This window comes from Paenibacillus sp. WLX1005, assembly GCF_046603685.1.
Lineage (GTDB): Bacteria > Bacillota > Bacilli > Paenibacillales > Paenibacillaceae > Saccharibacillus.
The window spans coordinates 4,778,961-4,802,743 of record NZ_CP176756.1; the positions used below are offsets into that span (position 1 = coordinate 4,778,961).

Here is a 23,783-nt window from a genome sequence, read left to right on the forward strand (position 1 = left end):
GTATTACGCAATCCAGACCGCTTCTGCGCCCAACGACACGATCTTCCTTACATACACATCGCGCGCTGACGGTCACAGCAAAAAACCAATTTTATTTTCCTTCGTCTTCCTATTGCTGGACGCTATAATTGGTTAAATAGATATAAATTATAATACCCGCCATCGCCTCTTCAATTTACAAAGATAACAATGCGGGATAACGTAAAAAAACGATCACGACAGCAGCATCCTACGTTGCGGTTCACCCTGATCTGGAGGTGTGGAAAAACCACAGGATTTCATCATTCATACAGTCAAATAAGAATGTTTGTTCCCTTCTATTATACTCGTACCATACCATTTATGCAATTGAAACAAGGTCTGAAAACGACATTTTTTTCAATATTTTCATACAAGCAGTTGCGCAATGTGGCTGGCTGGAACGGGAACATTTCCACATTTTCCCTGTCTCCAACACAGATCAGCTTCCCGTACGCAGAACAGGAGATGGATACATGGATTTGACAACAATTATCGGAATTATTGCAGGGGTTGCTGCATTGATTGGGGGGTTTTTATGGGAAGGCGGGGACGCTGGAGGCTTGCTTCAGGGTGCTGCCGCATTAATCGTATTTGGTGGAACGGCGGCGGCTGTAGTGATCAGCTTTCCGGCATCTCGTTTAAAAAAGTTGCCACAAGCTATTGCTACCGTACTCGTACCGGCACGCTCGGACAATGAACAATTGATCGAAGATATCGTCAACATGTCGATGCATGCACGCCGCGCTGGTGTACTGGCGCTAGAGCCACAGGCGGTATCGCATGAAAATGCTTTTTTGCGCGAAGGATTACAACAGGTGGTCGATGGTACAGATCGCGATGTGATTCAGCAAATTTTGGAGTTAGAAATGGGCAAGACGGAGCAAGAATATGAACAATATGCCAAAATCTTCGACGCGGCTGGTGGTTATGCGCCAACGATGGGGATTATCGGTACTGTTATGGGTCTGATTCAAGTATTGAGCAGTCTGAATGAGCCAACTGGTCTTGGTGCATCGATTGCTGTTGCTTTTACCGCTACGCTGTACGGTGTGGCAAGTGCCAACCTGATCTTCCTTCCACTCGCTTCCAAAATCCGGTCGCGCAGTGAATTGGAAATTCAGACGATGGAAATGCTCGTTGAAGGTGTATTATCGATTCAAAATGGTGAAAATCCACAACTTGTACGCCGCAAGCTGGAAACATTCCTCGTTGATAGCGAAGGTAGTTACGATGATAGCAGACCCGCATCCGCAAGGGAGGAGTAACGATGGGACGTTATTCTCGTCGCAAGCCCAACAATAGCGCGCATGATCATAAAGACCGCTGGCTCATTACGTATGCCGATCTGATCACGTTGCTGCTTATTTTCTTCATCGTCATGTACTCGGTTAGCCAGATCGATTCCGGTAAATATAAAGTATTAACAGAGTCACTACAATTGACGTTCCAGAGTGCCAATTCAGTGCTGGATGGTGGCAAAGGTGTAACTGGGACAGCTGGTGAGAGCGTCGACAATGGCGGTCAGCCCCCTGAACAGAATCAGAACGGTGAACAGGGCGGACAAAGCCAAAACGACGGTCAGGAGACGCTCACAAGCCGTGAGCAGGCATTTCGTGAACAGGAACGCGAGCTTGGCAATCTGATGCAAGTGATCCAGAACTATGTGCAGACGAACAATCTGCAAAATCAGGTGTCCGTCGTCGACAAACCGCAGGGCATCTCCATTACGCTCAGCGATCAGTTTCTGTTTGACGAAGGGAAGGCGGAACTCAAAGATCGTTCGCTCGGTACGCTGTCCCGTCTTGCCAGTCTGTTCCAGTCGATCAATACGACGATTAGTATTGAAGGGCATACGGACAATTTGCCAATTGTGTACGCTTCTCGTTACAAAGATAACTGGGAGCTGTCGGGTGCGCGTGCGCTGTCTGTACTGCGTTATTTTATCGATAACAAAAAGCTGGATCAGTCCAAGTTCCAATATGCCGGCTATGGAGCTACTCGTCCGGCGGCAGACAACTCCACCGAATCGGGCAGACAGAAAAATCGCCGCGTGGAAATTATCGTTTTGCGACAGTTGCAGGAATAGTAAAACAATAAATGGTAGCTGTTTGGGAGTTATTTGGGAGTTAGATGATATAAGTGGTATATCTGCTCGAAGTACTCCACTGATGTTTTTATTAAAATACCAGAATATCAAACCATCAACATACGAAAAGCCCGTGTTGTGCTGCATTTGCAGTGAACACGGGCTTTTGTTATTATTTGCGACGATTGGAACGGCGTTGACTGCGTTTTGGTAATTCGTCTGCCGACAATGCGGATGTGAGCGGAGCGTAATCGACCGGTTGTGGCTGTATGCGCGCAGGGATTGGACTTGTCGCTTCATCCTCTGGCTGCGCTGATTCCGACTCATCGTAATGTACCGGTGAGACATCATGCGTCTCGTTCGTCTCGTTTGTCTCGTTCGTCTCGTTCGTCTCGTTCGTCTCGTTCGTCTCGTTCGTCTCGTTCGTCTCGTTCGTCTCGTTCGTCTCGTTCGTCTCGTTCGTCTCGTTCGTCTCGTTCGTCTCGTTCGTCTCGTTCGTCTCGTTCGTCTCGTTCGTCTCGTTCGTCTCGTTCGTCTCGTTCGTCTCGTTCGTCTCGTTCGTCTCGTTCGTCTCGTTCGTCTCGTTCGTCTCGTTCGTCTCAGTATATTCTACCGAAGAAACCGGGGGTGCAACATTTGAAAATTCGGAGACATGTGCTGATTGTATCGAATGATCCTCTTCTGTAACATGAGTATGTTCTTCCACTTGCGAAGGCTCTGGATCATGAGAAGATTGCATAGCGTCTGAAGAACTTTCATATTCAGAAGATACATCTTTAGAAGACACCTCAAAGCTAGAATGTACTTCCGAGCTATTAGGTACTTCATAGCTAGCAGATACTTCAGAGCTGGCAGGTATTTCTGATTCAGAAGGGATCGCAGAGCTGGAATGTTCTACAGCATGCGATGATGGTTGCACATCAGCAACATCCGTAGCATCTGCCTCTGCGTCTGCTTGTATATGAGAATGTACCAATTCCGACGATGGTTCTGACGATCCAAGTTCAGACGAAGCGGGAACATCTGTCGCTTCGAGTTGCTTTTCGTGCTCAGGCTCAAGAGCAACATGAGACGCTGCTGGCTCCGTAACCGAAGATGGCGCAACAACTGGCGGTTGTGTGTGTATAACACTCGTCTCCGCCTGTTTCTGTTCCGACTGCGCCGTCGTATCTTGTTCAGCGACTGCATCGGAAGCTTCCGACTTCGTCCGATCATAACTTGGTAACGCAATACTCGAAAATTCCTCGATATCACCAAATGATCCTCTAGTTGAGCGGTCGCCGCCACCGCGCTGCTTTGTCACTCTGGGCTGCATCAGCAGGTGAACAGCACTCAATCGTTCCACATCCGGCGAGATCAGCGACTGATCATCCGGGGCGAAGATCATGCCCAGCTGATGATGATCACCAGCATAGATCGCACGCTGCAAAAATTTACTTTCCCCATTAATATTCAATATTTCCAGCTTGCAAAATGCTGGATTCATACGCAGCGCCTCATGCAGCTGCTGCGGGCCGTTCACTTGCATACCATTTACTTTGTACGCTGTCTCGCCAGCTAGAATACCTAGCTCGCTCGCTGGGCTGCCCGGAATGACATCCATAATCCGTAGCCCGCGCAGACTTTGTGTATACAGCAGCGGCTGACCCGCTTCTTCGCGGCGGGCGGCATAAATCATATATTCACGCCAGATCACACCAATCCAGATTCCGAGCACCGCTAGTGGATGCCAGAAAAAAGAAGCGGCGGTGATGACCAGCAACACCAGATTACTTTGCCATAAACGACGTGTGACTACCTGCGCCTTGTGAGCAGGCAGCATCGTACGAGTCAAGATGCTGCTGCCGATCATTACTGGCAACATGGTGAGCGCTATCCCTGCTTCCCAATCGGCACTGTGATTAAGTGGACTCCACGGCAATAGCAGACCGCCAGTGAGCGGAACAAACAACCAGATCGGCACTGGCCAAAACGCATCCAGCGTATACGCACCGACCGGCTTACCACGCTTGCCTTCCACATTGACTGGAGATGCCAATCTAGGTGCTTGCGAGCGGTACAAGATCGCTTCCGCCATTTGCAGCAGGACAGCAATTGCCAGCAATCCAGTCCAATCGGCTATCCGCACGCCTGCTACGAGTTCGCCTAACCAGCCGGAAGGCTGCCAATCCGGCATCAACCACAATACTAGCGAAAGTATCGTTGCCACTGCCAGCGCATCCAGTATATGCGCAAAACGCAATCGAACAAGCGACAGCAGGACGATCAATCCGCTTAATACCCAGTTCATTCCGATGGTCATATGTATACCAATCCCGGTCATCAGCACCGAAACAACCAGTCCAATTACCAGACCCGTGATCACTGTGCGCAGCACTCTGCCTGCATACAGATGCACCCGTATGTTGAATAAACGCCGTTCCAGCAGTCCCTGACGCCGGTAATGCAGAAGTACAGCAATCAAAAATATATAGTAAAGCGGCTGCGTCAGCAGCTGCCACAACACATCAGCCGTTATTCGGAGTGTCTCGTTCAATACCGCTACCATTACCCACTCTCCTCAGTTGCCTCCATCATTTTGCACATCGTTCATTCATGTTTGCGTATTCATTACTCTCTATTGTACCGAAAAAAAGAAGGCTGCAACAGCCTTCTTTTTACAATCGTGTTGGTCATCTCGTTTCCGCCAGTGGTAGCGCGGGTCTAGTATAGAACACACGTACATATTTTATTTTTTGGTAGCTACTTGTTGCTCGACGCCAGCAATCGCTTTGTTCAACTGGACATCGTATTGCGGGTCTTGAATGTGTTTTACCAGCGCTGCTTCCAGTGCAACAGCGGTTTTGGCATCAATCTGACCATTTGTGGTCAGTTTCTCCGCGGTTTGGAACGCTTTGACCTGTTCTTCTGTGCTGCGGTCAAAGTATCCATCTTTGCGATCTACGTCGTAGCCAAGACCGTCCAGCATGATCTGGGCATTTTTGACGTTATCGTTATTCATGTCGTATTTGAGCGTTGTATCTGTATTGATCGGCGTCACTGTGTAATAATCCGGCGGCGATACGTTCACATCGGGCTTGATGCCTTTTTTGTGAATCCAGTCGCCGTTTGGAGTTAGCCATTTGGCGATGGTAATCTTGATCAGACTGCCATCATTGAACAGATTGTCCATGCTCGTCTGCACAGTGCCTTTACCATACGTCGTTTCGCCGTACAGTGTAGCGCCTGCGGATTGTTTGAGCGCACCGGCTAGAATCTCGGATGCACTGGCGCTACCGCCGTTCGTCACAACTGCAATCGGATAATCTACGCTTTGACCAGTCGAGTTGGCAACCTGACGTTCACCAGCCTTATCCTCGATCTGTACAATCGCTTTGCCCTTCGTAATAAACTGGGATGCCATATCTTCAACAACGGACAGTACACCGCCCGGGTTGTTGCGAACGTCGATAACGAGTCCTTTCATCCCTTGAACTTGCAGTTTCTTCAGTTCTTCTTTGAAACGTTCGGCAGTGTTGAGCGAGAACTGTGTAATCTCGATCACACCGATTTTATCGTCTGTCATACGTGCATACACCGTTTCCATCGCGATATCGTCACGTACGATTTTGAAGGTCATCGTCTCTTTGCTGCCAGCGCGCTGAATCTCCAGCTCGGCAGTAGAGCCTTTTTTACCGCGAATTTTGGCGACAGCGGCGTTCAGATCGTCACCGGATAGCTTCTCGCCATTCACGGAAACGATAATATCTTTGGCGCGCAGACCGGCTTTCTCTGCTGGTGAGCCTTTGATCGGAGATACGATCACGACATTGCCGTTATCCTGCGATACTTCTGCTCCGATTCCGGTAAAGGAGCCAGCGATGGATTCGGTAAATTGACCAGCCGTATCCGCATCCATGTAACTGGAATACGGATCGCCCAGCGCTTCCACCATACCGTTGATGGCACCGTCGACCAGTTTGCTCTCATCTACATTTTGATAATAATTGCCTTCGATCAGACTGGCGACCGTACTGAGTTTGGATTTCTCCTCGTCGGTCAATCCACTGTTGCTAAGCGCGCCCAGCACACCCTGACCCATTGAAGCTCTTTGCACAAATGACGGCAGATTCACTACAGCCAGCGTCAGTACGCTGCTGAGCACCATCATGGCAACAACAAGCAGAGCTACCGTGCGTTTTTTCATTCCATTAACCGCCTCTCTACGTTAAAACCGGTTCACCCGCGATCCGCATATGAAGCAATGCAGACCGCAGGCAACCGGTTTTACAAATATCCCATTGGATCAACTGGCGAACCATTGACCCGTACTTCAAAGTGGCAGTGCGGCCCGGTGGAGTTACCAGTAGAACCGACTTCTGCAATTTTCTCGCCTTTGCTTACGCTTTGACCGACCTGTACCATCACACCGCCGTTGCGGATATGACCGTACAATGTTTGAATGCCGTTTCCGTGGTCGATAATGACAGCATTACCGTAGCCGCTCACTGCACCAGCTACTACGACTGTACCGCCATCAGCAGCCATGATCGTTGTACCCTGCGGTGCGGCAAAGTCCACACCAGCATGCAGTTTGTAAATGCCCGTTACCGGATTCGTACGATAGCCAAACGGTGAGGACAGGCGTGCCCCGCTAACTGGCACCATCAGGATGCCGCTTCCGCTACCCTGATAACCGCCACCGCCTCCACCGCCGCTATACGAACCGCCAGAACCTTGTGAAGCTGCTGCTTCTGCGGCTGCACGAGCTGCGGCTGCCGCGCGTTCTTGCGCTTCAACGGCTGTTTTCTCGCTATAGAGAGAGGCGCGTTTGTCCGCCAGATTCCATAATGACTGCTCCTGAGCTGCGGTTGCTTCTTCCGCATTCTGGATTTGCAGATCGTATTTGGCGATCAGACGTTGTTTTTCGTTTTCTTTGGAATCGAGCTCGCCTTTGCGTTTCGCTTTTTCGGAATACAAGCTTTTTGCTTTGGCGTAGTCGGCTTTCAATTTATTTTGCGTCACGATGACGAATTGTTTATCTTTTTCATGTTGTGCCAAAATGTCCTGATCCTGATCAACGATCATTTTCAAGGAATCTGCACGCTCTACAAAATCGGAGAAGCTAGTTGCAGACATCAGTACATCCAGATACGATACCATACCGTCGGTGTACATCATCCGTACACGCGTATCAATCATGCCCTCTCTGGCCTTGATCCGTTCCTGTGCTTCGGCCAGGTCTTTCTTTGCCTGCCGCAGACCGGTTTCCGTTTTGGTAATATCGTTGGATACACGCGAAATCTGGCTGTTTACTTCGTTGATTGCCTGCAATACATTACTCAAATCCCGCTGCGCTGCCTTTTTCAGTGTAGACGATTGTGCACGACGGGCTTCAGCCGCTTTTTGTTGCTGCTTCGCTTCTCTCGCCTGCTGCTCCACTGCATTCAGTTCTTTTTGAATATCGCTCGAAGATTTGGCTGCAGATGCCTGTCCCGGTTGTATCAATGCAGCGGCCAATAAAACGGTGGCCATAATTGATGCGGCTTTTTTCAACTTTTTTACCATCCTTTTATTGTAGTTGGTTATTTAAAGAGTCGTTTCCGGCGCTCAGCAATTACGTCATGTTTATTATCGGCAATGATAAATGAGCATTTATAGGACTAAAGCACTTTTCGGTAAAATTTGGAACTATTTTGACCGTTATACTTTAAGAAAACGACGAATCGATACCGTACTGCCCCAGATCCCGATCAATACGCCGAGAATGAGCAAAATGCTGCCTAGTAATAACCAGATTTGCTGTAACGGTACAAGGGTGATCAACGAGCCTAGACTCAAGGATGACATAGATGCAATCACGAGTTGCTGATACCCGATAAACAGAATAATGATCGTTACGAGTGCACCGATTCCGCCTAGCAGCGCGCCTTCAATAAAGAACGGCCAGCGGATAAACTGATTGGTCGCCCCGACGAGCTTCATAATACCAATCTCGCGGCGGCGTGCCAGAATAGTCACTCGAATCGTATTGGCAATGAGGAACATCGCCATCAATGCTAGTGCAGCGACTAGAATCAGACCGATATTACGAATCAGATCCGTTACTTTGAACAGCGTCTCAATCGTCTCACCGCCATAGCGGACTTTGAGGATTGGCTTCTCTGCATGATCGTTGTTCAGCGCTTCAATCTTCTGTGCTACAAATGGAACCGTGCTCGCTTCAATCACATTGACGCGCAGCGCATCAGGCAACGGGTTGTTATCCTCGGCATATCCCTCAAGGAAACTTTCCCCGCCTTCTCCCAGATTCTCGCGCAATTCCTTCAAACCTTCGTTTTTCGGAATGTACTGGATGTTGCTCACTTCCGGCATTTCGCTAATTTCCTGCTGCAATTGCTCACGTAGCGATTGGCTTACATTTAGCTCCAAGAAGACATTAATCTCTACCTGATTGTCCGCCTTATCGGCGAGCTGATTGACGTTATATACAAGTAAAATAAAGACACCGAGAATGAATAAAGACACAATAATCGAGGTGATGGACGCGACTGACATCCATCCATTGCGGAACACGCTTCGAAAACCTTCCCGCAGGTGTCGCAAGAAGGTACTAAAATTCATAACCGTACTCCCCTCTAATCTGGTCTCTGACCAGCTGACCGTTCTCAATCGCTAGTACGCGGCGGCGCATCGAGTTAACAATATCTTTGTTATGTGTCGCCATAATAATCGTTGTGCCACGGAAATTAATCTCATCTAGCAATTGCATAATGCCAAACGATGTCTCCGGGTCTAGGTTACCAGTCGGCTCATCGGCGATGATCACAGCAGGATTGTTAACAATCGCACGCGCAATCGCAATCCGCTGCTGCTCCCCACCAGAGAGATGATCCGGGTAGCGGGTTGCCTTGCTCTGCAAACCGACAAGCTCCAGTACTTCCATCACTCGTTTCTTGATCTGGCGACGCGGCGATTCGATAACTTCCATCGCAAATGCCACATTTTCAAAAGCTGTCAGCTTGGGCAGCAACCGAAAATCCTGAAACACGACGCCAATGTTACGACGCAGCAGTGGGATTTTGCGTTGTTGCAGCTTGCCCAGATTGAAGCCGTTTACCGAAATCTGCCCTTTGGTCGGCTTCTCCTCACGGTACATCAATTTCATAAATGTCGATTTCCCCGCTCCCGAAGGACCGACTACATATACAAATTCATTACGGTCAATTTTAACGGAAATGCCCTGTAGTGCATGAGCACCATTGGGGTACGTTTTCCATACGTCCTGCATCTCGATCAATTTATCACTTCCTATTACAGGGTTCAATGTAACCACAGCCGACTAGCGATACATCGCAACAGTCTTGATTCTGCCGGTTACGACAGGTCTGACATAATTCCACAATCTCTATTGTAACAAATTCGTTACCTGTTGAGTACTATAATAACCTGAAAAGATTGGCGGAATCAAAAAACGACCGGTTTCATTGGTAGCGTGAAATCGGTCGTTCCTTATGTGGCGCGGGATGCCCGCTCTTGGTTTGTTTAATGTAATGTTTCAGAAGTTGGATGTGGCTTGTCAGAAGCACGAGACGATGTAACTGCCCGTGCACTTCCCATTAGCGCAACCGATACCAAGGCGCATATTGCAGGCACAATCGCCCAGCCAAATGTACCGGACACCGACTCAGTCAGTGCTTGCCGGATAATGTCCAGCACCTGCGCTGGAATCTGCGACTGCATCTGTTCTGACAGCAATGCACGCGGATCGATAGTCGACAGATCCATGCCAGATGGTAATGAGCCACCTGCCTGCTCCTGAATGCGAGCGCTAAACAGACTATGCTGCACCAGCCCGAAGATCGTGACCCCAACCGACATGCCGAGCGAACGGACAAAGGATAACGTCGAATTGGCAGCACCGCGCTGACGTACATCAAATTCCTGAATACCGCTAATGCCCAGTACGGAAAAGGAAAACCCGATCCCAAACCCGGTAATGATCAGATCCAGCACGAGCAGCCAGTGCGGTGTATCGGCACGCAATTGACTGAGTAGAATCATACCAACCGTGAATATAATCGCTGAACTAACCATGATGCGGCGGAAGGTCATTTTATTCACCAGAATCCCGCCAACCATCGCTGCCAGTACTGACCCTACCGTCATCGGTAGCAGAGTCAGCCCGGAATTGACAGCAGTACCACCAGTTACACCCTGCACATAGATCGGAATATAGAGCGTCACTGTAATAAATGCCGCTCCGTAAAAGAACCCAGCCGCCACACTACCTGCAAACAATCGCTGGCGAAACATCGGAAACGAGACAATCGGTTCCTGCGCACGCCGTTCTACAAGTACAAATGCAATCGACATGACGACAAACCCGATCAACAACAGCACAATCGGCAGCGACGTCCATGCATATGTCCCCCCACCCAGCTCCAGCGCGAACATGAGCGACACGACTGCGCCGACCAGCAAACCTGCGCCTGCCCAGTCAATCTGCTGACGCGCACGCTGCAACGATTCACGATAAAAGAACAAAATCAACAGCAGCGAAACAATCCCAAGCGGCACATTGATATAAAATACCCAGCGCCAGCTAAAATACTGCGTAATATACGCACCAAGCAGCGGTCCAAACAAACTCGACATGCCGAATACCGCTCCCAGCAGCCCGGTCATTTTACCCCGCTTCTCCGGCGGAAATGTATCAAATACGATCGTAAACGCAATCGGTACAAGCGCACCGCCTCCAATACCTTGAATGGCGCGATACAGACTGAGCTGCACAATCGACTGCGCTGTTCCACACAAAATCGAACCGAGCATAAACATAATTAAGCCGAATACAAAAAACCGCTTACGTCCATACATATCAGACAATTTCCCAAAAATCGGCGTTCCTGCTAGCGAAGCGACCAGATACGCTGACGTAACCCATACGAACTGATCAAAGCCCCCCAGATCGCCGACAATCGTCGCAATCGAGGTTGCCACAATCGTATTATCAATGGATGCGATAAAGATGCCGAGTAACAACCCAGCTACGATCCAGCCTGTTTTGACTGCGCCGCCCGGCTTCTGCCCCGGTACAGATATTGCTGCTTGAGCCATTTCCGTTCACTCCTCTTCCTATTATGCTGCGTACGTTCCGCTGTACAAGATGCAATACGTTATTATTAACACATCTTCCCTGTAATGACCCACTGGTCAGCAAGAAAAAGTATAGCATATGCCATCGCATGATTTCTCTTTTACATGCAAAAAGTTCGGCATGTTCAAACTAGCTGAACGTGCCGAACTTGTATAGGATGATTGTATGCTTGTATTACAGCGTCACACCATTTTTGAAAATAGCCAATTCACGGAAATTGTTCTTCTCATTGTTGACCCAGCGCCCACTGGCAACATCAACAATATAATCGACAAAGTCTGCCAGACAATCCTGCATGCTGGTCTCCTCTACGAGCACACCCGCGTTATAGTCAATCCAGTGCGGCTTGCTCTCAAACAGCGGCGAATTGGTAGATACCTTCATCGTTGGCACAAACGAACCAAACGGCGTTCCCCGACCCGTTGTGAAAATTACGAGCTGACAGCCCGCCGCTCCCAGTGCAGATGACGCAACCAGATCGTTGCCCGGCGCACTGAGCAGATTGAGTCCGCGTGTATGCAGCCGTTCGCCGTATTGCAGCACATCCTGCACAGCGCTGGTACCGGCTTTTTGCGTACAGCCGAGCGATTTGTCTTCCAGTGTAGTAATGCCACCTGCTTTGTTGCCGGGCGACGGATTCTCATACACCGGCTGGTTGTAATTCATAAAATACTGCTTGAAGTCATTGATCAGATCGACAATTTTGCCAAAAACCTTTTCATTCTCCGCACGCTCCATAAGAATCTGCTCAGCACCGAACATTTCCGGTACTTCGGTCAAGACGGTCGTTCCGCCCTGAGCTGCCATATAATCGGACAATTGACCGAGCAGCGGGTTGGCGGTAATGCCGGACAATCCGTCCGAACCGCCGCATTTGAGTCCGATCTTCAGTTCCGACAGCGCAATAGGCTCGCGGTGGTCATCGCGAACGGCTGCATGAATCTGATGCAGCAATTCTACCGCAGCTTGTACTTCATCCGATACACTTTGAGAAACGAGGAATTTTACGCGTGATTCATCATATGATCCGATCGCTTGTTTGAAATCTTCCATTATATTATTTTCGCAGCCTAGACCGAGTACTAATACCCCCGCCGCATTCGGATGACGTACCGCATCTGCCAGAATGGTCTGGGTGTGCAGATGATCGTCGCCGAGCTGTGAACAGCCATACCCGTGCTTCAATACGAGCATATTCTCAAAAGGGGCAATATCCCCGATCTCGGCACTGAACTGCTTGAGGATCATCTCGGCAATGCCGTTTACACAACCGACTGTTGGTACAATCCACAGCTCATTGCGAATCCCCACTTCGCCATTGCTACGGCGATAACCCATAAAGGTACGCTGTTCCGGCACATACGGATTGGGAAAGCTACGCGGCGCATAGTTATATTGCTCAACCCCGCTCAGGCTGGTGCGCGTATTGTGTACATGAATATGGCTACCTGCGCTGACCGGCTGAGTCACATGACCGATCGGGTATCCGTATTTGATCACCGGCTCACCGACTTCCAAAGGTGCTAGTGCGATCTTGTGCCCTCTGGCGATGTCCTGCTGCACCTGCACCATCTGTCCGTTATGCTCCAGTGTTTCCCCTTGCTCATAATCGCGCAGCGCCACGGCTACATTGTCCTGTCGGTTGATCTGAATCCATTCCAGCATTGCGGCTCCTCCTTGTGTTTAGATCGTTGATTGTGATGGGCGGCGCAGCTCCGATGGCTCCTGCATCATTTGCTGCAAGGCGGTACCCATGCCTTTTTCCAACATAGACTGCATATCCGCAGCTACACGTTCCGTCAGACCATCAATAGCATGCAAATTCTGCTCCCAGAATGTCGTCTCGCTCAATGCCTGTTCTGCCAATTGCTGTATAGAGATGTTATGGTCATCATATGCTGTCCACCACTGCGCAAACCGGCTCAATACTTGCGCATCGTCATTGAGTGCAATGTGCTGCCCATTCCGCTGTCCACGGTAAAAGACGAACAATGCTGCCAGTGCAAAGGTCAGCCGGCGCGGCAAATGTCCCTGCTGTTCGATAAACGTTAGCAGCGTTGGCAGATCGCGGGTTTTGAATTTGGAAATACCGTTCAGTGAGATGCTCATCAGCTGATGCTGCACATACGGATTGGCAAACCGCTCCAACACCGCAACAGCAAAAGACTGCAATTCCTCTTCCGGCAGATCTAGCGTCGGAATAATCTCCTGATGGATCAAGTCGCGTACAAAGGCACCCGTCACTTCGTTGCCCACCGCTTCGCTAACTGTATACAATCCGTACAAATACGATACCGGCGTCATCGCGGTATGCGCGCCATTCAAAATCCGCACTTTGCGCGTACGATAGGGCGTCATATCATCTACAATCTTCACATTCAATCCGGCAGCTGCGGCAGGCCATTCCGCCGCCAGCGATGCCGGAGCTTCGATCACCCACAAGTGAAAAGGTTCACTAACCACTACAAAGTGATCCTCATATCCTAGCTCCTGTGTAATCTCCGGCATACGTGCCTTTGGATATCCCGGCACAATCCGGTCAACCAGACTACAGCAAAAGACATTATCCTGCTCCAACCATTGTATAAAACCAGCTTCCAACTGCCACAGCTCTGCATATTGCAGTACGATCCGCTTCAGCTCATCCCCATTACGGTCAATCAGCTCACACGGCAAAATGATAAATCCTTTCGAAGGATCGCCTTGAAAATGTGTATACCGACGATACAGCAGCGCAGTCAATTTGCCTGGATAGCTGCGTTGCGGCATATCTTCTAGCGTATCTGCCGGATCAAAGGCAATGCCCGCTTCCGTCGTATTGGAAATGATGTACCGCAATTCCGGTTGCTGCGCCAATTGTTCATACTGCTCATATTGCGTATACGGGTTGATGCCTCGTGTCACACAATCCATCACGTCCTGCTGCTGAACAAGTTCACCGTCCTGCATGCCTTCCGTATAAATGGTATACAATCCATCCTGTTCGTTGAGCGCTTCCGCCATGCCGTTTGGCAGCGGTTGTACAATCACAACACCCGCTTGAAAGTCCGCGTGTTGATTCATACGCTGAATGTGCCAGTCCGCAAATGCCCGCAGGAAATTCCCTTCGCCGAACTGGATCACTTTTTCTGGATACCGTGGTGCTGGGTGAAATTGACGATTCAATCTATTCACGTTCGATTCCTCCTGTATGCAGTACTCTATTTTGAGCAGTAAAGTAACATCCTTTGCTTTGCAAACATTCCGTTTCATTGCATCTATTGTTTGTAGATCACGTTTACATCTATAATTTTAAATTTATGCACACGTTAACAAAATGAGATTTATCACACTTGGATGAAAAACAAACCGTATATTTAAGTCGTTTCGATCATCATAGCTATCCTGCATGATAAGCATCCTACAGCCAGCACTACAGCAATACTCATGTAACGCCACATAACTACGTTTACAGCCTTACACAAACACGGAAACGCCGGAATCGTTACAGATGCTTCACTGCTGTACATGCACTCCCCCCACAGCTCACATCATCATACACAATTCCGGCGTTTCTTCACTTCTTCACTTCTTCACTTCTTCACTTGCCAATTTTCGAGTTCCAGTTCGAGTTTCCAACCCTACAGAAATATTCTTATTCTTCAGCCAGCATCCTAAGAAAATCACGTCACACCCGAATTATTTTCCATCAGCTGCCGTCGAACGTCGTTCGATCAGTTCCGTACCATGGAAAATCAATTCCTCGTCGCTCGCTTGCAGCTGAATCCGTTCCAGAATCTTCTCCGCACCGTGTGCGCTCATCTGCTCAATCGGACGTTTAATCGTCGTCAGCGCTGGATTGGTATACATCGAGAATTTGATATCATCGAAACCGACGACGGAAATATCCTCTGGCACGCGCACACCCATTTCGAATGCAGCATTCATCGCCCCAATCGCCATATCATCATTAGAGCAAAAGACAGCGGTTGGCGGTGTATCCAGTTGCAGCAACTTGCGCATCGCTTCATAACCGCTCTCCGTGCTGTACTCGCCCGGTACGATATACTGCGCTGGCACATCAACGCCCGCCGCCTGAATTGCCTCCAAGAAACCGATGCGACGCTGCTCGGTCGACTTGAAGCCCTGCATCCCTTCGATCAAGGCGATACGGCGGTGTCCCTGTGCAACGAGATATTCACCAGCATGCCCGGCACCTTCGCGGTCATTGGAAACGATATTGACAAAGCTTCCACCCGGGATCAAACGGTTCAATACGACCAGCGGAATCTGCTGATTCACCACATGCTCGATAAAAGCGTTGTCGGCGTCACTCTGACTCATCAAAATAATACCGTCAAACCGTTTCGGATGAATGGTTGCATAGTCAGAATAATCGTCGATGCCACGTACAAACAGATTGTATTCAACCCCGATAATCGAGTTAACGCCGCGCATCGTATCCGCGAAAAAGCTGCTGCTCGTTCCGCGCGACAGACTGGTAAAGAACAGCCCAATCGTATGCGAACGCTGCAAAACAAGACTTTTGGCATTGTAATTCGGAATATAGTTAAGCTGCTGGGCTATCTCTACAATTTTGCGTTTCGTTACTTCTTTGATCAGTGGGCTATTGTTAAGCGCCCGTGAAACGGTTGTATGAGATACGTTTGCTAATCGGGCAATATCTTTGATGGTGGCTGCCATGTGCATACCTTCCTTTGTCGTAGCTTTCCGAGATGCGGACAGCGAGCTTGCTGTCCGACCTGCTTACTCCTAAGAATAACACATTGTACTTATTCCACCATACTCTGCGCTTGCCCTGCCATGATTTACATCATGCCTTCCTGCGACTGACGACGCAGCTGCAATTCAGCGACAATCTCCTCGTGCTTGCGGTCGGTCAGTTTATACATCAGTCCGATAACGATCATCGCAATTGCCAGCGCCACAGCAGGATACAGACAGAGAAGTCCTTTGATTCCGAGCAGCGTACCTGCACTTTGCGCTACATTCGGCACGTAACCGATCAGTCCCAGCCCTACACCGGACAGCGTACCAGCGAGGGATTGAGCGAGCTTGCGGGAGAAGTTGAACAGCGAGTACGTAATACCATCTTTGCGCTCACCCGAACTCCATTCGCCATAGTCGATAATATCCGATACAAATGCCCATGTAACACCATTCGGAATACTGATCCCGATAAAGGCGATACTGGCAAGAATCGTAAACACATACACATTGGAAGGCATCATAAAGTTAATCGTATCCGCAATCACACTCACTGCCAGACCGATCAGTGCTGTATTGCGTTTGCCGAACTTTTTAACCAATTTGGGCAGGAACAGTACCCCGATAAAGGACGAGCCGATAATAATAAAGTTCATATATGCCATCAATTCCACATTGCCAAGATTGTACTGAGCAAAATAAACGAGCATCGCGGATTTGATATTGTAGGCGGAGATGGTGAATACCGTCATCAAGACGAGCACCAGTAGCGGCTTGTTGCTAATAAACGTTTTGACGATCAGTTTAGGCGACAGCTTCTCTTTTGGCGGCGCCTGATTGACAACTCGCTCCTTCGTACCACGATAACAAAAGACGAAAGCGATTACACCAATCGCCGACATCAACGCCATTACAACCGGATAACCGACCGATGGATTGGAGAAGTGCACGATTAGTGGCATAACAACCACACTCGTAATAAACAGCGCGCCGAGCGAGCCTGCCTGCCGGAACGAAGATAACGACGCTCGCTCCACCGTATCCTGCGTAATCGCTGCACCGAGCGAACCGTACGGAATATTCACAAACGAATACCCAATGCCCCAGATCATATACGACGCATACGCATAGAACAATTTGCCACCTGTCGACAGATTCGGCGAGATAAAGGTCAGAATCGTCAAAATCGCCAGTGCGATGCTGCCCATGATCAGATACGGTCTGAATTTGCCACGTGGACCGATATTTTTACGATAATCAATAGATGAACCGACGATAGGATCACAGAAAGCGGCGAATATTTTGCTGACTGCAAAAATCCCCCCTGCCGCATATGCCGGAATGCCCGCCACATCAGTAAAGAACTTTAATAGATACAATTGCCCCAGGTCAAACATAAATCCGTTCCCAAAGTCACCAAGACCGTAGGAGATCTTTTCTTTTAAACTGATTTTGCTTGTTGTTGCTTCGGCATCCGTGTGAACGCCCTCGATTGTTGCTGTCCCCATCATGAACCCTTCCTTCTTCTGTTCAATATGATTGTGATGACACGATCAAAAAGCATATGCTGCTGCATAGTATATATTGTGAAATTTTTCACTTTATATTCCTGCATTGCTCCTTGATTCCCCCATGCAGGGCAGTGTGTAGGCAGATAAAGCTGTGCAGATATCTGCTTACACCCTGTTGCACGTATATCCCATATTTCTTTTACGCTAGATCAAAAGTGTATGCTACTGAGCAGCTGATCACGAAACAGATACAACCGCTGGGAAATCGAAGTACTGTTCCGCATTGTTGTAGCAGATGCCCGCTACAATCTCTTTTAATACATTCATATCGTCCGGCACCTCGCCGCTCTCCACCCAGCTTCCGAGCAGATCACATAGTAGACGGCGGAAATACTCATGCCGTGTATACGACAAGAAGCTGCGTGAATCGGTCAGCATACCGACAAAACGGGCGAACACACCGAGATTGGCGAGAATACGCATCTGCTCAAACATGCCATCTCGATGATCGTTGTACCACCATGCGGTACCAAACTGGATTTTGCCGGGAATGCCGCCGCCTTGGAAGCTGCCTGCGATACTTGCCAGCACATGATAGTCGTTCGGATTGAGCGAATACAAAATGCTTTTTGGCAATCCGCCCGCGCTTTCCATATCGTCCAGCAGCGATGCCAGCGGGGTTGCAATCGCGCCATCGTTCACCGCATCATACCCCGTATCTGATCCCAGCTTGCGGAACATCGGCGTATTGTTGTTACGCAGTGCATGGATGTGTAGCTGCATCGCCCAGCCCAGCTCATGATACAACTGGCTCAGGAATACGAGCGTATGTGTTTTGTGCTTGGCTTCTTCTTCCGGCGTCACCTGACCTTCGCGCAATGCTTTGGCAAAAATGGCGCTAGCTTCTTCGCGAGTTGCTTTGCCATAGACGACCGTATCGAGCGCATGGTCAGATACACGTCCACCAGCGGCATGGAAGAAACGAACTCGTTTCTCCAATGCTTGCAAAAATTGATCATACGTCTGAATGTCCGCACCGTTCGCAGCAACCAATCGTTCCAACCATGGACGGAATGTGTCACGGTTGATCTCCAGCGCCTTGTCTGGGCGGAAGCTTGGCAGCACGAGTGTATCAAAGCCTTGTAGCTCACGGATCGCTGCATGATGTTCCAGCGAATCAGCAGGATCATCGGTCGTGCAGACGACCGTCACTTTGGACTTGGTGATCAGATCGCGTGCGCCAAAACCAGCGCCTTGCAGCTGCTTGTTTACCTTTTCCCAGATCGACGGTGCAGTCTTCTCGTTCAGCAGTTCATATACGCCAAAGAAACGCTGCAATTCCAGATGTGTCCAGTGATGTAGTGGATTGCCGATCAGCTGGGGTACGGTTTTGGCCCAAGCGAGGAATTTGTCATAGTCGTCGGCATCGCCGGTGATGTACTTCTCCTCTACACCATTGGCACGCATCACTCTCCATTTGTAGTGATCGCCATATAGCCAGGCTTCGGTAATATTTTTGAAGCTTTTGTTCTCGTATATTTCCTGTGGGCTCAGATGACAGTGATAGTCGATAATCGGTAAATCTTTGGCTGTGTCATGATACAGTTGGATCGCAGTTTCGCTGTGTAACAGAAAGTTCTCATCCAGAAATTTGCGTGCCATATCGGTTCATTCCTTCCCTGATTCAGACTGTTTTATTTATTTTGTTAACGTTAACATTTCATGGTTTCATTGTAGCTCTTTTCTGCCAAGAAGCAATAGGAAACTTCAATTTTTAGTTGTTACAGTTGTTTGAAATGAATGACGCTGTATCTGTAACAGATATCACAGATAAACGCTAAAAAAAGTGATTCGTCTATTGCCCAATGGTTCGCCTCCTCCGCTATATCCAGTATAAACAAGCTTACATTGTATTTCTTTTCATTACAAAAATAGGATATTGCATCTATCCAGTTACGTGAAACAGCTACTCTCATCATGATCGATTACGTTTCATTCATAAATAGGTTATCATTTCGATATATATTGCTGTTCTATTATGACCTTTTCATCCTTACATACTAAGAAAATTGCAGAACAAGCAGTATTCTCCTTTCTTCCCCACTCCTTTGTCACAAAAAAGCCATGCTCTGATCTGATGTTATTATGATTATTCTCATATGTTTGCCTGTATCGTCTTCCCTATTCTTGTATATCATACTCAGCGATCTCATAGTTTCTTCTCTCTCTCATGCCACGTTCATGCAGATCATCTTTCCATTCTTGCAGATTATTCTCCATCGTTGCAGATCATCTTCGCTACAAGCACTTGCCCTCCCCTTATAACTGAACAGTACATAACACAAAAAGCGGCATCCCCTCTCCATTGAGAAGAAATGCCGCTAATCATGCACATGCTCTCATTTCATTCAGAGCATAATGTCTATTTCAGTTGTAATTCATTCTATTGAAACAACCCAATTACGAACGTGTATGCTGCTCTAGCCACTGCACCGTATGTTGCAGCTTGCCGCCTGCACGTTCAATCGCCTGCTCTACCTGTACTGTTGCTGTACCGCCATAGACGTTACGCGCATTCACTACCGTTTCCGGTTGCAGCACTTGATAGATGTTATCGTCAAACAGTGGCGAGAAGTTCTGGAACTCTTCCAGCGTCAGATCCAGCAAATACTTACCTTCCTGAATGCAGTACAGCACCGTTTTGCCGATCACTTCATGCGCCTGACGGAAAGGCAGACCTTTGTTCACAAGGAAGTCTGCAATATCGGTCGCATTTGAAAAGTCCTTATTGACCGCTTCTCTCATCCGCCCAGTATTTACCTTCATAGTGGAGATCATTGGCGCGAATAGTTGCAGTGCACCTTCCAGCGTCGCGACTGTATCGAACATGCCTTCTTTGTCTTCCTGCATATCTTTGTTGTATGCCAGTGGCAACGACTTCAGCACGGTCAGCAGACCGATCAGATTGCCGTATACCCGACCTGTTTTGCCGCGTACCAGCTCTGGTACGTCCGGGTTTTTCTTTTGTGGCATAATGCTACTACCAGTACAGAATGCGTCATCCAACTCGATAAAGTTGAACTCCGTACTGCTCCATAGCACCAGTTCTTCGCTCAGACGCGACAGATGCGTCATGATGAGCGAAGCACCCGCCAGAAACTCGACGATAAAGTCACGGTCACTAACTGCATCCAGACTATTTTCATATACACCGTCAAAGCCCAACTGCTCTGCCACAAAATGACGATCAATCGGGAATGTCGTACCTGCCAGCGCACCTGCGCCAAGCGGCAGTACATTGATCCGTTTGTAGCTGTCCTTGAGTCGGTCGATATCTCGCTCAAACATGGACACATACGCCATAAGATGATGCGCGAACAGAATCGGTTGCGCACGTTGTAGATGCGTATAACCGGGAATGATTGTATTCAGATTGTCTTTTGCCTGCCCGATCAGCGCTTCCTGCAACGTGTGCAGCAGTCCGGTCAGTTCTACTACCCGATTGCGCAAGTACAAGTGCATATCGGTTGCCACCTGATCGTTACGACTGCGACCAGTATGCAGCTTGCCACCGACTGCGCCGACTTCTTCGATCAGATGCTTTTCGATATTCATATGAATATCTTCATCCGATACGGAGAATTGCACCTGCCCGGCACGGATTTTGTCCAATACTCTGTTCAGACCGGCTTTGATCGTCTCTACATCTTCTGCCGGTACGATGCCACATTTGCCCAGCATCGTAACATGCGCCAAACTGCCCTGAATATCTTCTTCTGCTAATGCTTTATCAAAGTTGATGGAAGCTGTATATTCCTCCACCAGATGATTCGTTTGTTTCGTAAAACGTCCGCCCCATAATTTGCTCATGTTGCCGGTCACACTCCCTGCTTCACTTGGCTTGCTGCTTGCTGTTGTACGCCCGCGCCGACTTTCAGACGCAGTGCATTCAGCTGAATAAAGCCAGCTGCATCGCCTTGATCATACGCATTTGTCGGATCGGCTTCCATCGTAGCGATATCCGGATTGTACAGACTGTATGGGCTGCTCAAACCGGCAGCGATGATATTACCTTTATACAGCTTCACGCGTACCGTACCAGTCACGTTCTTCTGACTTTCGGTTACAAGTGCTTGCAGTGCCAGACGCTCTGGTGCGAACCAGAAGCCATTGTACACGAGGTTCGCATAACGAGTAATGAGCGAATCACGCAAACTCATCACTTCGCGATCCATCGTCAGTGACTCCATTTTACGGTGAGCAGTGAACAGAATCGTGCCGCCCGGTGTCTCGTATACGCCGCGACTCTTCATGCCGACAAAACGGTTTTCCACCATATCGACGCGACCGATCCCGTGCTTGCCGCCCAGCTCGTTCAGCTTCTCCATCACTTCCAGCGGAGTCAGCGATTGACCGTTGAGCGAGATACAATTGCCTTGTGCAAATTCCAGCTCCAGCATTTCCGGCTGATCCGGTGCATCTTCCGGGGATACACTCAGGACGAACATATCTTTGTTGCTCTCTGCACTTGCGTCAAAGTTCGGATCTTCCAGTACGCCGCTTTCGTAGCTGATATGCAGCAGGTTACGGTCGGTGGAATATGGCTTCGCCGCCGATGCTGTTACCGGAATGCCATGAGATTCAGCATAAGAGATCATTTCCGCACGTCCCGGGAAGTCTTCACGGAATTTCTCCAGACGCCAAGGCGCGATCACTTTGATCTCCGGTGCCAGTGCTGCTGCATTCAATTCAAAGCGAACCTGATCATTCCCTTTGCCGGTTGCGCCGTGAGCGATAGCAATGGCGCCTTCAGCACGAGCGATTTCCACCATACGTTTGGCAATCAGTGGACGCGCAATACTGGTGCCCAGCAGGTATTGTCCTTCATACAGCGCACCTGCTTGGAACATTGGATAAATGAAATCTTCAGCGAATTCTGCGCGCAGATCGTCGATGTATACTTTGGATGCGCCAGTTGCCAGTGCTTTTTCTTCCAGACCGTCCAGCTCGTCTGCCTGTCCGATATCCGCTGTAAACGTAATGATTTCCGCGTCATATGTTTCTTTTAGCCATTTCAGGATGATGGACGTGTCCAGTCCACCGGAGTATGCCAGTACAATTTTGTCTTTTGCCATTTTAAGTGCCCCCCAATGTAAAACCTCTTGAAGCGGACAGGTGGATCGCAGACACACACAAGTTGCGCCCGCTCTGTTCCTGTCCGTCAAAAGGCTGTGTATTGTTCATTATTGTTATTGTAAAGGTTCCTGCTGCGCCCAACAACCGGGTTGTGCGCTTTGTTTCTGATTAGGAAGAGATTAGCCGATCAGCGCCGCCATAATCGCTTTTTGCGCATGCAGACGATTTTCCGCTTCATCGAAAATAACGCTGTTGCCACCGTCGATCACACCCGCGCTCACTTCTTCGCCGCGGTGAGCAGGCAGACAATGCAAGAAGATATAATCTGGCTTCGCATGGCTAACCAGTTCCTCATTCACCTGATACGCTGCAAATGCTTGCTCCCGTATCTTCTGCTCTTCCTCAAAGCCCATGCTCGCCCACACATCGGTATAGATCGCGTCTGCGTTGGCTACCGCTTCTTTTGGATCACGTACAACCTTGATCGTTGCGCCGCTCTCTGCTGCCAGCACTTCGCACTGCTTCAACACTTCAGGATCTGGCTCGTACCCTTCCGGGCTTGCTACATATACATCCAGACCGACACGCGCGCCGCCGATCATGAGCGAGTGCGCCATATTGTTGCCGTCGCCGATATACGCCAGCTTCAGTCCTTTCAGCTTGCCTTTGTGCTCCACAATCGTTTGGAAATCTGCCAGCACCTGACATGGATGTCCTAGATCGCTCAGTCCGTTAATAACCGGAATGTCGGCATATTTCGCCAGCTCGGTTACATTTTCATGACCGAACGTACGAATCATAATACCGTCCAGATAACGAGACATCACTTGCGCCGTATCGGCAATCGTCTCGCCGCGTCCCATCTGAATATCATTTTTGCTCAGGAACAGCGCGTGTCCGCCCAGCTGATACGTACCGACTTCAAACGATACGCGTGTGCGAGTGGACGACTTTTCAAAAATCAATCCAACTGTTTTGCCTTCCAGCGGGCGATACACTTCACCAGCTTTTTGCTTGCGTTTCAATTCAATCGCCAGCTCGATCAGAAAATGAATTTCCTCAGCGGTATAGTCGCTCAGCTCAATAAAATCTTTGCCTTTAAAATGGCTCAATTCCAGCTTGCCTGTTTGTGTTGCATCGGACAATGTTCCAGCCTCCTCAGTAATCGGTGACATTGTTGCTG

General features: G+C 49.0%; 16 protein-coding genes. 2 read left to right on the forward strand and 14 right to left on the reverse strand.

Annotated elements, in window-relative coordinates:
- Positions 1–494: 494 nt before the first annotated feature.
- Together ACE3MZ_RS20455 and ACE3MZ_RS20460 are read left to right on the forward strand one after the other, a co-directional pair.
- Positions 495–1,286: a flagellar motor protein gene (locus tag ACE3MZ_RS20455; protein ID WP_411343932.1), complete on the forward strand. Its 792-nt coding sequence runs from the start codon at positions 495–497 to the stop codon at positions 1,284–1,286.
- A gap of 2 nt (positions 1,287–1,288) precedes the next feature.
- Positions 1,289–2,107, forward strand: coding sequence for a flagellar motor protein MotB (locus tag ACE3MZ_RS20460; protein ID WP_411343933.1), 819 nt, complete (start codon positions 1,289–1,291; stop codon positions 2,105–2,107).
- Positions 2,108–2,279: 172 nt separating this feature from the next.
- Here the strand turns inward: ACE3MZ_RS20460 and ACE3MZ_RS20465 are convergent, their stop codons facing one another.
- From ACE3MZ_RS20465 to argF, 14 genes are all read right to left on the reverse strand, one after another.
- A complete protein-coding gene (locus tag ACE3MZ_RS20465) occupies positions 2,280–4,655 on the reverse strand; it encodes a hypothetical protein (protein ID WP_411343934.1) in 2,376 nt (791 codons plus the stop codon).
- Positions 4,656–4,835: 180 nt separating this feature from the next.
- The gene (locus tag ACE3MZ_RS20470) at positions 4,836–6,293 is read right to left on the reverse strand and encodes a S41 family peptidase (RefSeq protein WP_411343935.1); all 1,458 of its coding nucleotides are present in this window, start codon (positions 6,291–6,293) and stop codon (positions 4,836–4,838) included.
- An 80-nt stretch (positions 6,294–6,373) separates the two neighbouring features.
- Positions 6,374–7,642: a murein hydrolase activator EnvC family protein gene (locus ACE3MZ_RS20475; protein ID WP_411343936.1), complete on the reverse strand. Its 1,269-nt coding sequence runs from the start codon at positions 7,640–7,642 to the stop codon at positions 6,374–6,376.
- A gap of 147 nt (positions 7,643–7,789) precedes the next feature.
- The gene (gene ftsX, locus ACE3MZ_RS20480) at positions 7,790–8,710 is read right to left on the reverse strand and encodes a permease-like cell division protein FtsX (RefSeq protein WP_411343937.1); all 921 of its coding nucleotides are present in this window, start codon (positions 8,708–8,710) and stop codon (positions 7,790–7,792) included.
- On the reverse strand, positions 8,700–9,386 hold the full coding sequence (gene ftsE, locus ACE3MZ_RS20485; protein ID WP_411343938.1) for a cell division ATP-binding protein FtsE: 687 nt from the start codon (positions 9,384–9,386) through the stop codon (positions 8,700–8,702). Before ftsE ends, ftsX begins: the two co-directional genes overlap by 11 nt.
- Before the next feature lie 245 nt (positions 9,387–9,631).
- Positions 9,632–11,206, reverse strand: a complete 1,575-nt coding sequence (locus ACE3MZ_RS20490; RefSeq protein ID WP_411343939.1) for a DHA2 family efflux MFS transporter permease subunit — start codon at positions 11,204–11,206, stop codon at positions 9,632–9,634.
- Positions 11,207–11,420: 214 nt separating this feature from the next.
- Positions 11,421–12,911 carry a UxaA family hydrolase gene (locus ACE3MZ_RS20495; protein WP_411343940.1) on the reverse strand — a complete coding sequence of 497 codons (1,491 nt, stop codon included), beginning with the start codon at positions 12,909–12,911 and terminating at the stop codon, positions 11,421–11,423.
- 18 nt (positions 12,912–12,929) lie between these two features.
- Positions 12,930–14,438 (reverse strand): tagaturonate reductase, encoded by a 1,509-nt coding sequence (locus tag ACE3MZ_RS20500; RefSeq protein ID WP_411346869.1) that lies wholly within the window; start codon positions 14,436–14,438, stop codon positions 12,930–12,932.
- Between the two features lie 486 nt (positions 14,439–14,924).
- On the reverse strand, positions 14,925–15,929 hold the full coding sequence (locus ACE3MZ_RS20505; RefSeq protein WP_411343941.1) for a LacI family DNA-binding transcriptional regulator: 1,005 nt from the start codon (positions 15,927–15,929) through the stop codon (positions 14,925–14,927).
- A gap of 125 nt (positions 15,930–16,054) precedes the next feature.
- Entirely contained in the window at positions 16,055–17,461 is a 1,407-nt protein-coding gene (locus tag ACE3MZ_RS20510) for an MFS transporter (RefSeq protein ID WP_411346870.1), read from the reverse strand.
- 240 nt (positions 17,462–17,701) lie between these two features.
- Entirely contained in the window at positions 17,702–19,126 is a 1,425-nt protein-coding gene (gene uxaC / locus ACE3MZ_RS20515) for a glucuronate isomerase (protein ID WP_411343942.1), read from the reverse strand.
- A 798-nt stretch (positions 19,127–19,924) separates the two neighbouring features.
- A complete protein-coding gene (argH, locus tag ACE3MZ_RS20520; protein WP_411343943.1) occupies positions 19,925–21,334 on the reverse strand; it encodes an argininosuccinate lyase in 1,410 nt (469 codons plus the stop codon).
- 8 nt (positions 21,335–21,342) lie between these two features.
- Positions 21,343–22,599, reverse strand: a complete 1,257-nt coding sequence (locus tag ACE3MZ_RS20525; RefSeq protein WP_411343944.1) for an argininosuccinate synthase — start codon at positions 22,597–22,599, stop codon at positions 21,343–21,345.
- A gap of 180 nt (positions 22,600–22,779) precedes the next feature.
- Entirely contained in the window at positions 22,780–23,745 is a 966-nt protein-coding gene (gene argF / locus ACE3MZ_RS20530) for an ornithine carbamoyltransferase (RefSeq protein ID WP_411343945.1), read from the reverse strand.
- Positions 23,746–23,783: the final 38 nt, after the last annotated feature.

Excerpts from the sequence above, each read along its gene's own strand:
- ACE3MZ_RS20465 (WP_411343934.1), bottom strand. The coding sequence starts at position 4,655 with ATGGTAGCGGTATTGAACGAGACACTCCGAATAACGGCTGATGTGTTG.
- ACE3MZ_RS20505 (WP_411343941.1), bottom strand. The coding sequence starts at position 15,929 with ATGGCAGCCACCATCAAAGATATTGCCCGATTAGCAAACGTATCTCAT.
- ACE3MZ_RS20460 (WP_411343933.1), top strand. The coding sequence starts at position 1,289 with ATGGGACGTTATTCTCGTCGCAAGCCCAACAATAGCGCGCATGATCAT.
- ACE3MZ_RS20455 (WP_411343932.1), top strand. The coding sequence starts at position 495 with ATGGATTTGACAACAATTATCGGAATTATTGCAGGGGTTGCTGCATTG.
- ACE3MZ_RS20470 (WP_411343935.1), bottom strand. The coding sequence starts at position 6,293 with ATGAAAAAACGCACGGTAGCTCTGCTTGTTGTTGCCATGATGGTGCTC.
- ACE3MZ_RS20495 (WP_411343940.1), bottom strand. The coding sequence starts at position 12,911 with ATGCTGGAATGGATTCAGATCAACCGACAGGACAATGTAGCCGTGGCG.
- ACE3MZ_RS20525 (WP_411343944.1), bottom strand. The coding sequence starts at position 22,599 with ATGGCAAAAGACAAAATTGTACTGGCATACTCCGGTGGACTGGACACG.
- ftsX (WP_411343937.1), bottom strand. The coding sequence starts at position 8,710 with ATGAATTTTAGTACCTTCTTGCGACACCTGCGGGAAGGTTTTCGAAGC.
- ACE3MZ_RS20510 (WP_411346870.1), bottom strand. The coding sequence starts at position 17,461 with ATGGGGACAGCAACAATCGAGGGCGTTCACACGGATGCCGAAGCAACA.
- uxaC (WP_411343942.1), bottom strand. The coding sequence starts at position 19,126 with ATGGCACGCAAATTTCTGGATGAGAACTTTCTGTTACACAGCGAAACT.
- ACE3MZ_RS20490 (WP_411343939.1), bottom strand. The coding sequence starts at position 11,206 with ATGGCTCAAGCAGCAATATCTGTACCGGGGCAGAAGCCGGGCGGCGCA.
- argH (WP_411343943.1), bottom strand. The coding sequence starts at position 21,334 with ATGAGCAAATTATGGGGCGGACGTTTTACGAAACAAACGAATCATCTG.